Source organism: Stenotrophomonas sp. pho (assembly GCF_006228405.1).
In the GTDB taxonomy this organism is placed as follows: domain Bacteria; phylum Pseudomonadota; class Gammaproteobacteria; order Xanthomonadales; family Xanthomonadaceae; genus Stenotrophomonas; species Stenotrophomonas sepilia.
In genome coordinates, this window is sequence record NZ_CP029759.1 from 3,311,265 (window position 1) to 3,324,686 (window position 13,422).

General features: G+C 67.8%; 7 protein-coding genes and 2 pseudogenes. 4 read left to right on the top strand and 5 right to left on the bottom strand.

Features of this window, described 5'->3' with window-relative positions:
• Positions 1 to 25: 25 nt before the first annotated feature.
• Together hflC and hflK are read right to left on the bottom strand one after the other, a co-directional pair.
• A complete protein-coding gene (hflC, locus tag DL544_RS15595; protein ID WP_005414169.1) occupies positions 26 to 889 on the bottom strand; it encodes a protease modulator HflC in 864 nt (287 codons plus the stop codon).
• On the bottom strand, positions 886 to 2,019 hold the full coding sequence (hflK, locus tag DL544_RS15600; protein ID WP_005418335.1) for an FtsH protease activity modulator HflK: 1,134 nt from the start codon (positions 2,017 to 2,019) through the stop codon (positions 886 to 888). The genes hflC and hflK overlap by 4 nt, the downstream gene beginning before the upstream one ends.
• A 153-nt stretch (positions 2,020 to 2,172) precedes the next feature.
• Here hflK and DL544_RS15605 point away from each other — a divergent pair.
• Positions 2,173 to 3,167: pseudogene (locus tag DL544_RS15605) on the top strand (YhdH/YhfP family quinone oxidoreductase).
• Positions 3,168 to 3,255: 88 nt separating this feature from the next.
• Positions 3,256 to 3,627, top strand: a complete 372-nt coding sequence (gene pilH, locus DL544_RS15610) for a twitching motility response regulator PilH (protein ID WP_005410644.1) — start codon at positions 3,256 to 3,258, stop codon at positions 3,625 to 3,627.
• A gap of 80 nt (positions 3,628 to 3,707) precedes the next feature.
• On the opposite strand, the gene DL544_RS15615 is transcribed toward pilH, so the two are convergent.
• Complete coding sequence (locus DL544_RS15615) at positions 3,708 to 4,595, bottom strand: DnaJ C-terminal domain-containing protein (protein WP_005418339.1); 888 nt, start codon at positions 4,593 to 4,595, stop codon at positions 3,708 to 3,710.
• Positions 4,596 to 4,856: 261 nt separating this feature from the next.
• Here DL544_RS15615 and DL544_RS15620 point away from each other — a divergent pair, with 261 nt between their 5' ends.
• Together DL544_RS15620 and DL544_RS15625 are read left to right on the top strand one after the other, a co-directional pair.
• On the top strand, positions 4,857 to 5,339 hold the full coding sequence (locus DL544_RS15620; protein WP_005418341.1) for a peroxiredoxin: 483 nt from the start codon (positions 4,857 to 4,859) through the stop codon (positions 5,337 to 5,339).
• A 29-nt stretch (positions 5,340 to 5,368) separates the two neighbouring features.
• The gene (locus DL544_RS15625; RefSeq protein WP_139727497.1) at positions 5,369 to 5,944 is read left to right on the top strand and encodes a ferritin-like domain-containing protein; all 576 of its coding nucleotides are present in this window, start codon (positions 5,369 to 5,371) and stop codon (positions 5,942 to 5,944) included.
• Positions 5,945 to 6,059: 115 nt separating this feature from the next.
• On the opposite strand, the pseudogene pbpC reads toward DL544_RS15625, so the two are convergent.
• A pseudogene (gene pbpC, locus DL544_RS15630) lies at positions 6,060 to 8,440 on the bottom strand (penicillin-binding protein 1C).
• 49 nt (positions 8,441 to 8,489) lie between these two features.
• Entirely contained in the window at positions 8,490 to 13,370 is a 4,881-nt protein-coding gene (locus tag DL544_RS15635) for an alpha-2-macroglobulin family protein (protein WP_139727499.1), read from the bottom strand.
• Between the last annotated feature and the right edge of the window lie 52 nt (positions 13,371 to 13,422).

Genomic DNA, 13,422 nt, shown 5'->3' on the forward strand with positions numbered 1-13,422 from the left:
CCCCGTGGGGTAGTGCCCTGCGACCTCAGCGGTCGTTCTTCAGGTACTGCAGGAACGGGTCGTTCTTGTCGAGCACGATCACGCCATTGCCGTCGGTCATGGAGCCACGGTAGGCCTCCAGGCTGCGGTAGAACGCATAGAACGACGGATCAGCCGAGCCAGCCTTGCCGTAGATGCGGGCCGCCTCGGCATCGCCTTCACCGCGCAGGCGCTGTGCATCACGCTCGGCCTCGGCGATCAGCACGGTGCTGTCGCGGTCGGCCTGGGCACGGATGGTCAGCGACTGCTCCTCGCCCTCCGCACGCAGCTTGGCCGCTTCCTGCTTGCGCTGGGCGCGCATGCGCTCGTACACGTCGTTGATCACCTGGCTGTCAGTCGGCAGGTCCACCTGCTTGATGCGCAGGTCGATCATCTGCATGCCGAGGCCGGCCACCGCCTCGTTGATCCCCTTCAGCTGCTCGGCGATCAGCTCGCTGCGGTCGCCGGACACCAGCTGCTGCAGGGTGCGCGAGTTGATCTGGTTGCGCAGCGAGTCGGTGATGATCGGTGCCAGGCGGGCATTGGCGATGCGCGGATCGCCGCCGGTGGCACGGAAGTAGTCACCTACGTTGGAGATGTAGCCGATGGCGAAGAAGTCGACGCTGACGTCCTTCTGCTCGGCGGTGAAGTAGCGCGCCGGCGCGGTGTCGAGCACCTGGAAGCGGCGGTCGAAGACCTTCACCGTTTCCACCACCGGCACCTTGAAATGCAGGCCCGGCTTGATGTCCGAACGCACCACCTTGCCCAGGTTCAGCACCATGGCGGTCTGGTCCTCACGGACCACGTACACCGAGCCGAGCAGGCCCAGCACCACCGCCACGATCACGGCGATCCAGATAGGACTCTTCATCGGCTGCCCTCCTCACGGCCGCTCGGTCGCCCGGTCGGGCGGCCCACCGGCCGGCCCGGATCACGGGAAGCTTCCACCGCTGCACCCGGCAGCGACGGCATCACCACGTCCGGGTTCGCCACTGCGGCCGGGGCCGAGGTGGTGGGACGGGTATCGCCGGTCATCGGCACGTAGATCAGCTGGCGGCCATCGCCGCCGATCACCTTGCGGTTCTCGCTCAGCACCTGCTGCACGGTCTCCAGCCACAGGCGCTTGCGGGTCACTTCCGGGGCGTCCTTGTACTGGGCCTGCAACAGGCTGAAGCGCTGCGCGTCACCCTCGGCCTTGGACACCACGGCCTGCTTGTAGCCTTCGGCGGTGGTACGGGCGCGCGAGGCCTGGCCCCGGGCTTCCGGCACGACCTTGGCAGCGTAGGCCTGGGCCTCGTTGATCAGGCGTTCCTTGACCTGCTGGGCACCGTTGACCTCGTCAAAGGCCGGCTTCACTTCTTCCGGCGGACGGGCGTCCTGCAGGGTCAGGCCGGTCACGGTCAGGCCGGTCTTGAACGCCTTCAGCAGTGCCTGCAGGCGCTCCTCGGCGGCCACGGCCAGCGGGCCACGGTTGTTCAGCACGGCGTTGAGGTCGGCACGGCCGACTTCCTCGCGCACCGCGCTCTGCGCCGACTGCTCCAGCACCTGGTTGGCATCGACGGTGCCGAACAGGTACTGCTGCGGGTCGTCGATGCGGTACTGGACGTTCAGCGAGACGTTGACGATGTTCTCGTCGCGGGTCAGCACCGGCACCTGGATCGAGAACGTCTTGATCTCGGTGGCGTTGACCTTGGTGACCGATTCGATCGGCCACGGCAGCTTGAAGTTCGGACCGGGCTGCAGGATGCGCGAGAACTGGCCAAAGCGCAGGACCACGCCACGCTGCTGTTCGCCGATCAACTGGAAGCTGGAGAACAGCACCAGCAGCACCACGGCCGCCACCACCCAACGCACGATGCCGCCGTCGAACAGGTCCTTCAGTGGCCCGGGCAAACCGCCCCAGCCACCACCATTGCCACCGCCGCGTGACCCGAACGGCCCGCGTCGATTGTCCTCGGGGCCTTGTCCGCCCTTGTTGCCGCCGGGTGTATTCCAGGCCATGCACGCTCCATCAAGATGTGGGCTGCGGCGCGGGCCCTTCCCGCGGCGCCAGCCGTGAAACCATTACCGATCATACAAGATGGGGCGGATCGGCAGGATCGAAAGGGGGGCAACGGGGTAAGGTGGCGTTTTCCTCGAAGTCAGGCAATGCCGATGGCCCCCACCACCCCGTTCACCGCCTTCCGCATCGAAAACGACGACGCCGGTTACCGCAGCGGCCTGGCCCAGCTCAAGGTCGAAGACCTCAGCCCCGGCCAGGTTCTGATCCGCGCCAACTGGTCCTCGGTCAACTACAAGGACGCCCTGGCCGGCACCGGCAAGGGAAAGATCCTGCGCCGCTTCCCGCTGGTGGGGGCATCGACGTAGCCGGCACCGTGGTCGCCAGCACCGATCCGGAATGGCGTGAAGGCGACGCGGTGCTGGCCACCGGCTGCGGCCTCAGCGAGACCCGCGACGGCGGCTACAGCCAGTATGTGCGGCTGGAATCGCGTGCGGTGATCGCCCAGCCGACCGGGCTGAGCCCACGCGAGGCGATGGTGCTGGGCACCGCCGGCTTCACCGCGGCGTTGGCGCTGCTGCGCATGCAGGACAACCGGCAGAGCCCGGAACTTGGACCGCTGGCGGTCACCGGCGCCAGTGGCGGCGTCGGCGCGCTGGCACTGTCGATCTTCAGCCGCGCCGGCTACACGGTGCATGCGATCAGCGGCAAACCCGACCAGACCGGTTTCCTGCACGCCATCGGCGCCACCGAGGTGCTGCCGCGTGAGGCCCTGGCCGACACCGGCCCACTGCAATCGGCGCGTTTCGGTGGGGGCCTGGACAATGCCGGCGGCGCCATGCTCGCCAGCCTGCTGGCGCAGACCGCGCCCTACGGCAGCGTGGTCAGTGCCGGCCTGGCGGCCAGCCCGGCGCTGGACATGACCGTGATGCCGTTCATCCTGCGTGGCGTGTCGCTGCTGGGCGTGTCCTCGGCCAATGCGCCACGCGGGCTGCGCGAGGATGTCTGGGCGCGGCTGGGCAACGAATGGAAACCGCAGCACCTGGACCGCATCTGTACCGCCGAGGTTGGCCTTGATGGCCTGCCGGCCGTGTTCGAGCGGATGCTGGCGGGCGGCTCGCTGGGCCGCACCGTGGTGCGGATCGACTGAACGTAGCAGGCAGGCGACGGACGGCAGATGCGCCCCTCCCGCCGGTAATGAGCCCGCACTACACTGCGGGCATTACATGGGGAACAACATGGCACGCATTCTGATCGTCGACGACTCACCGTCGCAGCTGTTGGGGATACAGCGCATCGTCGAGAAGCTCGGGCACCAGATCCTGACCGCCACCGATGGCGCCGCCGGGGTCGAAACCGCCAAGGCCGAGCTGCCCGACCTGGTCCTGATGGACGTGGTGATGCCCAATCTCAACGGCTTCCAGGCCACCCGCACCCTCGCCCGCGACGAGGCAACCCGGCATATTCCAGTGATCCTGGTGACCACCAAGGACCAGGACACCGACCGCATGTGGGGCATGCGCCAAGGCGCCAAGGCCTACATCACCAAGCCGTTCTCGGAAGACGAGCTGTCCGAAGTGCTGGAGCGCGTGTTCGCCGGGCAGGGCTGAGACGCGCGCGGTAGTGCCGGCCGCTGGCCGGCAATGATGTGTGATTGCCGGCCAGCGGCCGGCACTACCGGAAGGCGTGCTCAGATCGTCTCGCCAAACGCCTTGGCCAGGTTCCGGTAGGCCTTCTTCTGCGCCTCGTCGGTCGCGGCCGGGGCCACGATCTCGATCTCGACGATCTGGTCGCCATCCGGATTGCCCGGCAGGCCACGCCCGCGCAGGCGCAGCTTGCGCCCGGCATCGGAGTCGGCCGGGATCTTCAGTTCCACCGCGCCGCCCAGGGTCGGCACGCTGATGCTGGTGCCCAGCGCGGCCTGCCACGGCGTGACCGGCAGGGTGTAGAGGATGTTGCGGCCATCGACCTCGAACTGCGGGTGTGCGGCGTACTCCACTTCCAGCAGCAGGTTGCCGCCATGGTTGCCCTGCCCCGCCAGGCGGATCACCTGGCCCGGACGGATGCCCTTGGGCACGCGCACGTCCAGCTGCTTGCCGTTGACGGTGATGCGCAGGCTGTCGCCGCTGTAGGCCGCTTCCAGCGGTACCGACAGCTTGGCGCGGGTGTCGCGGTTGGGCGCATGGCCCTGGCTGCTGAATCCCGGGCCAGGGCCGGCACCGCCGCGCTGGCGCGCGAACAGGCTTTCGAAGAAGTCGCTGAAGCCGCCGTTGGCGCCACCACCCCCGAACACTTCCTCGAAGTTGAAACCACCGGCGCCGCCGTAGTTCGGCGGCACGTTGAACTCCTCGCCCGGGCGATAGCCCTGCGCGCGCAGCTGGTCGTAGGCTGCACGCTTTTCCGGGTCGCGCAGCGCCTCATAGGCCTCGTTGACCGCCTTGAACTTGTCTTCGGCCCCGGCCTCCTTGCTGACGTCCGGGTGGTACTTGCGTGCCAGCCGGCGGTAGGCGGTCTTGATCTCCGCCTCGCCCGCGCTCGGTTCCACCCCCAGGGTGGCGTAGTAATCCTTGAATTCCATCCAGCTACCTCGATCTGCTTCGGCCGCGCCGGTGGCGCCGCCCCGGGTTCATTCTACGCGCCGGCGATGCTACGCCGTCGCTCGTGCGGCCCCGGTGAGGCCGACTGATCCTGCGCAATGCGGTTGCCATCGCCCTGCCCCAGGCTATGGCTGGAAGCCCGCTCCGCAAAGCCTGAAGATGGGCCCTGCACGCCGGTTTTCCAATGTCTTGACGTCCCTGTCCCATCCGGCCCACTACGCTGCCCCAGCAAGGAGTTCCCCATGACCATCCATGTCGGCGACCGCATTCCGGAAGTCACCCTCAAGCGCATCCGCGAGGGCATTGAAACGCTCGATACGCATTCGCTGTTCGACGCGCGCAAGGTGGTGCTGTTCGCCGTGCCCGGCGCGTTCACGCCGACGTGCTCGGCCCGCCACCTGCCCGGCTACGTCGAGAAATTCGAGGCCTTCCGCCAGCGCGGCATCGATGTCTACTGCATGGCCGTCAACGACCCGTTCGTGATGAAGGCCTGGGCCGCCGATCAGCACGTGCCCGACGGCCTGCTGATGCTGTCCGACGGCAATGCCGAACTGACCCGTGCGCTCGGCCTGGAGCTCGACGCCAGTGCCTCGGGCATGGGCATCCGCTCGCGCCGTTTCGCCCTGTTCGTGGTCGACGGCGTGGTCCGCGCCGCCTGGGTTGAACAGCCCGGTCAATTCGAAGTGTCTTCGGCCGACTACGTGCTGGAGCACCTGCCCACCTGATCTCCCACCGCAAGAGGAAACGGCCAGCCATGTCCAGCAAGCCAGCCAAAGCCCCCAAGCCCACCGCGCAGATTCCCGGCATCAGCGAGCGCACGGCCCTGCGCGAGCGTGCCCGGCGCAACATCGAGGATGGTGCGATCACCGACAGCTACAGCGCCGACCGCAAGGTGGTGATCAAGCTGCTCAACGACGCACTGGCCACCGAGTACGTGTGCGTGCTGCGCTACTACCGGCACTACTTCATGGCCAAGGGCATGCTGGCCGACGCGGTGAAAGCTGAATTCCTTGAACATGCACAGCAGGAACAGGCGCATGCCGGCAAGCTGGCCGAGCGCATCGTGCAGCTCGGCGGCGAGCCCGACTTCAACCCGGATACGCTGACCGCGCGCTCGCATGCCGAATACAAGGAAGGCAGCGACCTGCGCGACATGGTCCGCGAGAACCTGGTGGCCGAACGCATCGCCATCGACAGCTACCGCGAGATGATCAACTTCATCGGCGACCGCGATACCACCACCAAGTGCATCCTCGAAGAGATCCTGGCACAGGAAGAGGAACACGCCGACGAGTTCGCCGATCTGCTGGATGGGTGGATCGGGGAGTGATCCGGTAGATGCCCACCTTGGTGGGCGCCTTTGCCGCGTGCCAACCAGGGTTGGCACCTACCAGAGCACGGCGGTGTCGTTGGCGCTGGACCGCGCGCCGCGCATGGCCCGGCGCCTACCGGAGGACAGTGAACCGTACCTGCGTCCACGCGCCGTCTGCGGCCAAGGCGGTCAGGGTATGCGCACCGGGATCGGCGAACTCGCGCTGCATCAACTGCGCGCCGTGGGTCTGCGCGATCCAGCGGCCGTCCAGCAACCAGTCCACCGCCTGCTCGCTGCCCAGCGCGCGCAGCTGCAGGCGCACGCCGTGTTCCGAATTAGGCGCGCGCGCCAGCGTGGCGCCGTCATTGAGCCCGTCCACATGCAGCGCGACGCTGGCCTCGCGCCCGTCGTCGCGGCAGTCTGGCGACAGTCCCGGCAACTGCGAAGCCTCGCGCGTGGCCTTGGGCAGCCACGGTGACAGCAACGCCGGCCAGCGCGCGATCTCGCGGGCGACTTCTTCGTGCGGCAAGCGGCAATCAGCAGACACGCGCAGTCCGCTGCGGGCATCGGCCAGGTAACGCTGCCGGCCCGGCTGCCAGCGCCGCGCCTCGCGTTCGGGAAGGTCGGCGGTGCGGCGCCATCGAGCAGGTAGGCTGGCATCCGCCGCTGGCACAGTGCGGCCGGCAGTCCCTCGGCACGTTCGCCAGTGGGCCAGCAGATGTCTTCCTGGCTGACACTGGCCGGCATCGGCGCGGCCGCCGAATCACCACGCTGGCGCGGCAGGCTGTCCACCACTTCGAACATCAGCGGCAGCGCGGTGACCGCGCCGTACTGGCCCGGCAACGGAGTACCGTCCGGCCGGCCCACCCACACGCCCACCGTGTAGTGGCGGGTACTGCCGATCGCCCATGCATCGCGGTACCCGTAACTGGTGCCGGTCTTCCACGCCACGCGCGGGCGGCCACCGACATCGAACGTCCCGGCGCTGTACCCCGGGCGCGGGTTTGATTCGAGCATCTCGCGCACGATCCAGCTGGCGCCCGGCGAGGCCAGGCGCCGCTCGATCATCGGCTCGTCGTCGGTGTAACGCACGCGGCCGGCGATACCGCTCCGGTTGAACGCGGCGAACGCGCCGACCAGGTCTTCCAGGCGCGCGCCGGTGCCGCCCAGGATCAGCGACAGGTTGGGCGAACTGCCCGGCGGGAAGCGCAGCTGGATCCCGGCGTGCGACAGGCGGGCAGCGAAGCGCGCCGCGCCGACCCGCTGCAGCAGATCCACCGACGGCACGTTGAGCGACAGCCGCAATGCGCTGGAGGCACCGATGGGCCCATTGAAGGCCATGTCGAAGTTGCCGGGGCGGTAGCTGCCGAAACTCTGCGGTGCATCGACCAGCAGGCTTTCCGAATGGATCAGGCCATCGTCCAGCGCCATCGCGTACAGGAACGGCTTGAGCGTGGAGCCTGGCGAACGCCAGGCCTGCACCATGTCCACGTGACCCAGCCGCTGGCGGTCACCGAAGGACAATGTACCGACATAGGCGCGTGCCTGCAGGGTCCGGTTGTCGACCACCAGCAGGGCCGCCGAGGTACGCTCGGGCAGCGTCGAGAAATAGCTGGCCACGCGCTCTTCCAGCGTGCGCTGCAGGCCGATGTCGATGCTGCTCTGGATGCGTGCCTGGCCCGGATGCGCCGAGTGCAGGCGCTGCGCCAGCAGCGCGGCGTGCAAGGGAGGGCGTAGCGAACGCGCCACCACGTTCTCGACGCGCGCATCCTCCACTTCTTCCGGTGTCCACGCGCCCAGCTCGGCCATGCGTGACAGCACCTTGTCGCGCGCCTTCTGCGCAGCTTCCGGATGGCGGTCCGGGCGCAGCCGGCTGGGCGCCTGTGGCAGCACCGCCAGCAGCGCAGCCTCGGCATGCGACAGCTGCGCCGCCGGCTTGCCCAGATAGGCCCAGCTGGCCGCTTCCACGCCTTCGATGGTGCCGCCGTAGGGTGCACGCTCCAGGTACAGGGCCAGGATCTGCTGCTTGCTCAGGTGCACCTCAAGCTGCACCGCACGCAGCATCTGCTTCAGCTTGCCCCACGGGGTGCGTGAGTGCGGATCGAGAATGCGCGCGACCTGCATGGTCAGGGTCGAGCCACCGGACACGATGCGGCCGCCGCGCAGCAGCTGGCCGCTGGCCCGCAGGATCGCCAGCGGGTTGATGCCCGGATGGCGCCAGAACCAGCGGTCTTCATAGGTCAGCAACGCCTGCAGGTACAGCGGTGAGACGCTGTCGATCGAGGCCGGATAGCGCCACACGCCCTCGGCATCGGCAAACGCGCGCAATGGCGTGCCGTCGGCAGCCACCACCAGTGTGCTGGTATCACGCTGCTTCGGCAGCGGCGGCGGGAAGGCGAAATCCAGCACCAGCAGCAGCGCCAGCGCAGCGGCCATGCCCCAGCGCAGCCACGGCCACAGCGGCCGCCACCGGCGGCGCAGGGTCGCCAGCCGGGTCGTCATCGTGTTCTTCATTGCGGGTTGCCAGCAGGACGGGCCGCGCCGTCGCGGCCCGTGCGCGCGGTCACGGCTGTACCACCGTGATCGTGGTCGGGTTGCTGCGGCCGACACCGCGCAGCTGCGGCCGGTACATGTCCTCCACCAGCGGCGGCGGCACCGAGTAGGTACCCGGGGTCACCGCGCGCACCAGGTAGAACACGTTAGCCTTGCTGCCACGCGAGAGCTTCAGCGCGGCCACGTAGCGGTCGTCGCGGAACTCCTCGTGCTTGGTATCGGCGGCCTCACCCCGGTCGCTGATGGTGATGCCATCGACCACCACGTCGGCCCACTGCTTGGCATCGCCCAGGTTGAAGTTCTCGATCTCCAGGCCCGCCGGCAGCAGGTCGGTCAGCAGTGCATCGGGCATCGTGGTGTCGGCGGTGACGGTGACGCGCACGATCAGTGCTTCGCCTTCCTTCAGCGGGCGCGGCGACCACGGCTTGCCATCGGTACCGAAGTAACTGCGTTCAATACCCACTACGCTGTTGTCCGGTGCGGGCGCACTGCGCGGGATGCCGGCCACATCAATGCTGGCGAACATCGGCGGCTGCCCCTGCGGGGTGAAGCGCACGCCGCTGGCCAGCTCGCTGGCGCTGAAGTTGCGGCCGAACAGCTTGCGCTCGCCGATGGCTTCGGTGCTGCCACCGATCACCAGCTCACCGGCCACCAGCGCCTTCTGGTTGGCGGCCAGGGCCTTGCCGAGGCGGGCAATCGCCACCTGTTCCTGCGTGCTCAGCCACATCCAGCCGGCATTGCGGCGCGCATCCAGGCCACGGCCAAGATCCACCGCACGCGCATCCCAGGCGGGCTTGGCCAGCTTGTTCTCGTGGGTCAGCGCGATCATCAGTGCATCATCGCGGATCGCACTGCCGTAGTCGCCGAAGTACGACGGACGTTCGCTGCTGGACTTGGCGAAGGCCGCCGCCAGCGCGGCCTGGCCACGCTTGGCATCACCCTGCAGCGACAGCGCCACGCCCAGGTGGACCAGCGACAGGCCACCGACCGCCTTGCTGCGTTCGTTGTCGTACAGCGTGCGCAGGGTACCCAGCGGTGCACGATTGACCCGGGCCAGCACGTAGCCCGAATACGCCTGGTTGGCGAACTTCAGCTTCTCGCGATCCTCCTGGCCATAGAACTGATTGCCGCCGGACAGCAGATCCTCGCTGAGCCGGTTGAGCGCCTTCTGCAGCACGTTGTCGGGCACGGCGAAGCCGGCGTCCTTGGCATCAAGCAGGAACTCGGTGATGTACGGGGTCAGCCATGGGTTCACGTAGCCATCGTCACCCCACATCGAGAAGTTGCCATTGGCCACCTGCATCGACGCCAGGCGACCGAACGCACCTTCCATGCGCTCTCTACGGGTTTTGGCATCCAGGCCATCGGCGCCGAGCATCGACGAGGTGGCCTGGTCCAGGATCAGCGCGGCGTAACCCTTGCTGGTGGTCTGCTCGGCACAGCCATATGGATAGTTCAGCGCGCCCTGCAGTGCACTGGCGAACGGGATCGGCGGCAGCGGGCTGACCAGCAGGCGGGCATTCACCGACTCGGACATCAGGCCCTCGGTCAGGCTGTTGTCGAGGCTGACCGCCGCCAGCGGATCGAGCGTGCGCACCTGCGAACGTAGCACCTGCGGCCACGCCGCACGCACCGGCAGGTCGTAGCGGCGATCGGCCTTGAAGCCGTTGCCGTCCACCCGCACCCTCACCTTGGCCACGCTGTGGCCTTCGCGTGCCGACAATGGGAAGCTCAGCGTGGTCTTGGCGTCGGCATTCAACTGCACGCTGCGGCTGCCCTCGCCCAGGTTCAACGGGCCCTCGGTTTCCACCTTCACGTTGAACTGGCCCGGCTTGCCGGTGAAGTTCTGCACGTCCAGGGTCACGGTGCTGCGGTCGCCCGGGGCCAGCACGCGCGGCATGCTGGCTTCGGCCAGGATCGGTGCGCGCACTATGGTTTCCACGTCGCGCTTGCCGTACTGGTCATCGCTGTAGACCAGCGCCGACACGCGCAGGGTGCCGTTGAAGTCCGGCACTTTCAGCCGGATGCGGGCATTGCCCTTGGCATCGAGCTGTACCGGGCCGGAGAACAGGTCCACGGTCTGCACGCGCGCGGTCGGGCGCTTGGCCTGCGGCAATGCCTGCAGCGCCATGTCGCCGCCGAACTTCAGCTTGCCGCTGCCACCATCGAAGCTCTCGATCACCCGGCTGTAGATGTCGTAGGCATCGATACCGAGGCGACGCTGGGCAAAGAAGTGTGCACCGGCATCGGGCACCGGGAAACGGGTGATGTTGAGGATGCCCACATCCACCGCCGAAACGGTGACGTGCGCGGTCTTGCCGGCCAGCTGCGGCGCACTGACGGTTACCGGCAGGTCCTGCTCCGGGCGCATCTGCTTGGGCGCGACCAGGCCGACGGCCACGGTGCGGCCCTTGCGGTCCATCGGCACGTGCACCACGCCCACGGCACGGGCCGGGGTGATCTTGCTCGGCGCACTGCCGCCACGGAACACCAGCGCGGTGATGTAGACGTCGTGGCGCTCCCAGTCGGCGGTGACCGGGATCTTGAAGGTCGAACCCGGCTTGGCCTCGATGTCCTGCACATACAGCATGCGGTCGGTCTCGACCATCAGGATGCCCTTGCCGGCGTGCGGCGGGGTCACCGTCACCTCCAGGGTGTCACCGGCCTTGTAACCGGTCTTGTCCAGGCCCAGCTTGACCTTGTCCGGGCGCGCATCCAGGCCACGGTTGTCATCGCCCCAGCTCCAGCCGGCACGGAACGGATAGCGGCTGGTCAGGCCGGTGGACGGATCGAACACGTCCACCCGGTACTCGCCCCACTCCACCGGGAAATCAAAGGCGACCGCGCTGTTGCCGGCATCGACGGTGCGGGTTTCCCTGTTCTCGAAACGGCGGGTGAAGTCGTAGTCCCAGCGGTTGTCGTTGAAGGTCCAGTGGTAGTCGCGCAGCTCGCGCACCAGGGTGATCTTCAGGCCCTTGGCCGGCTGCGGCGTACCGGCAGCATCCACGCGCATCAGCTCGAAGCGCGCATTGCCATTGGAATCGGCGCCATCGTCCGGGTTGAACAGCGGCCGCACGCCGACCAGCGCATTGGCCGGCCACATCACCCGCTTCAGGGTGCGGGTGACTGTGCGGCCGCCGGTTTCATACAGGCTGCCGGACAGCACCACGGCGATCGGCGCCTTGGCCTTGGCCGCCTCTTCCGGCAACGCCACATCCTCACGCAGCTGGCCATTGGCCGGCAGCGTGGTATCGATCACGTCCTTGGCCTCGCGCGGCAGCTGCAGGGTCGGGTCACCGAAGAAATAGCCCGGCAGGCCGTCCACCGGCTTCTGTTCGGCGGCCACCGCCATGCGTGCGGTGAAGCGGTTGCCATCGGCCGGTGCGCCATACAGGTAGGCACCATTGGCCTGCAGGCGCAGGTCCTCACCCGGCTTCAGCGTCTTCTGCGCACTGTCCAGGTCCAGCTTCATGCGTTCGGGCAGGAACTCCTCGATGCGCAGGGTCATGCCCTGGATCGCTTCCTTGCTGGCCGGGTCGGTGCGGAACTCGACCTGCCAGCGCCCGGTCGGCGCCTCGGCGGGGATCACCTGCTCGAAATTGATGTAGCCCTGGTCGCCTGGCTGCAGGCGGGTCTCGCGGAAGGTCTTGCCGTCGGGCTGTTTCAGCCGCAGGAACACCGGTTGCGCCTTGACCGGCTTGCCGTCGTTGTCGCGCAGCAGCGCGGACAGGCGCACGGTCTCGCCGGGGCGGTACAGGTCGCGCCCGGACCAGGCATAGACGTCGAACCAGGCATTGTCACGGCCGGCCACGGCGAATTCGCTCAGGTCCAGCGCCGGCTGGTTGAACGGCAGGAAGCTGGTGTCCTTGCCACTGCTGGCGACCAGCACGTGGGTGGCATCCAGGGTGTAGTTCAGCAGCGCATTACCATTGCCGTCGGTACTGCCCTTCAGCACCACCTCGCCCTTGGCGTCGAGCACGCGCAGGTCGATGCCCTTCAGCGGCGCGCCGTCCTTGAGGCCGGCGGTGTGCACGAACAGCTTGTCCTTGTAGGCGCGGGTATGCAGGCCGATGTCGCTGACCGAGAAGAACGCGGTGTCGAACTCGCCTTCGTAGTCACCGGTACGCTTGAGCAGGGCGAAGTACAGGCCCGGCTCCTGCAGTTCCTTGATGTCCTGGGTGGGCAGGTAGGTCAGCACCCGCTCGTTCTGCTTGCCGCCAAGGATGAAGCGGTTGACGTAGACCGGCTCGGCCAGCTTGTTGATCGGGCTGCGCTCGTAGTCGCTGCTCAGCTCCCAGCTGCCACGGCGGCCGCCGCGCTGGTACTGGCTGAAGAAGGTCGGAAGATCCTTCTCGCGCACGCGCAGGAATTCGACGTCGACTTCCGGCACGTTCACCGAGACCACCGGCAGGCCACGGCTGTCCTTGGCAGGCAGCACGCTGCCCTGCGAGGCGAAGCCAACCACCGGCTTCAGCTCGCCGCTGAACACCTTCTGCTTCAGTTCCTTGCCCAGGCGGCTGCCATCGGCGGCCAGCAGGTCCGGCGAGACCACCAGGCTGAACTCCTTGCCGGCCTCGACAAACGGGTAGCGCAGGGTCAGGCCGTCATCGGACAGCGTCCAGCTGCTGTCCTCGGTGCCGACCTTCTCCTCGAAGCGCACCAGCGTGTCGAAATCCTGGGTGCCGACCAGCGGGCGCGAGAACTCCAGCGCCAGCGACAGGCCGTCATTCTTCTGGTCCGGGTAGGCCCGCAGCAGGGTGAATTCCTTCACCTGCTCGGCCTTGGTGGTGATCGCCTCGCCACTGGCCTTGGGCAGCTGCGCGCTGTCGTTGCGGCAGCCGGCCAGGCCCAGCAACAGGCCTCCTGCCAGTACCGCCGCCGCCCATCCCACCGCTTCCGCCGTGCCGGACCGCTCATGTCGTCACTCCTTGATCGAGGTGGCC

Excerpts from the sequence above, each read along its gene's own strand:
- hflC (WP_005414169.1), bottom strand. The coding sequence starts at position 889 with ATGAAGAGTCCTATCTGGATCGCCGTGATCGTGGCGGTGGTGCTGGGC.
- hflK (WP_005418335.1), bottom strand. The coding sequence starts at position 2,019 with ATGGCCTGGAATACACCCGGCGGCAACAAGGGCGGACAAGGCCCCGAG.
- pilH (WP_005410644.1), top strand. The coding sequence starts at position 3,256 with ATGGCACGCATTCTGATCGTCGACGACTCACCGTCGCAGCTGTTGGGG.
- DL544_RS15615 (WP_005418339.1), bottom strand. The coding sequence starts at position 4,595 with ATGGAATTCAAGGATTACTACGCCACCCTGGGGGTGGAACCGAGCGCG.
- DL544_RS15620 (WP_005418341.1), top strand. The coding sequence starts at position 4,857 with ATGACCATCCATGTCGGCGACCGCATTCCGGAAGTCACCCTCAAGCGC.
- DL544_RS15625 (WP_139727497.1), top strand. The coding sequence starts at position 5,369 with ATGTCCAGCAAGCCAGCCAAAGCCCCCAAGCCCACCGCGCAGATTCCC.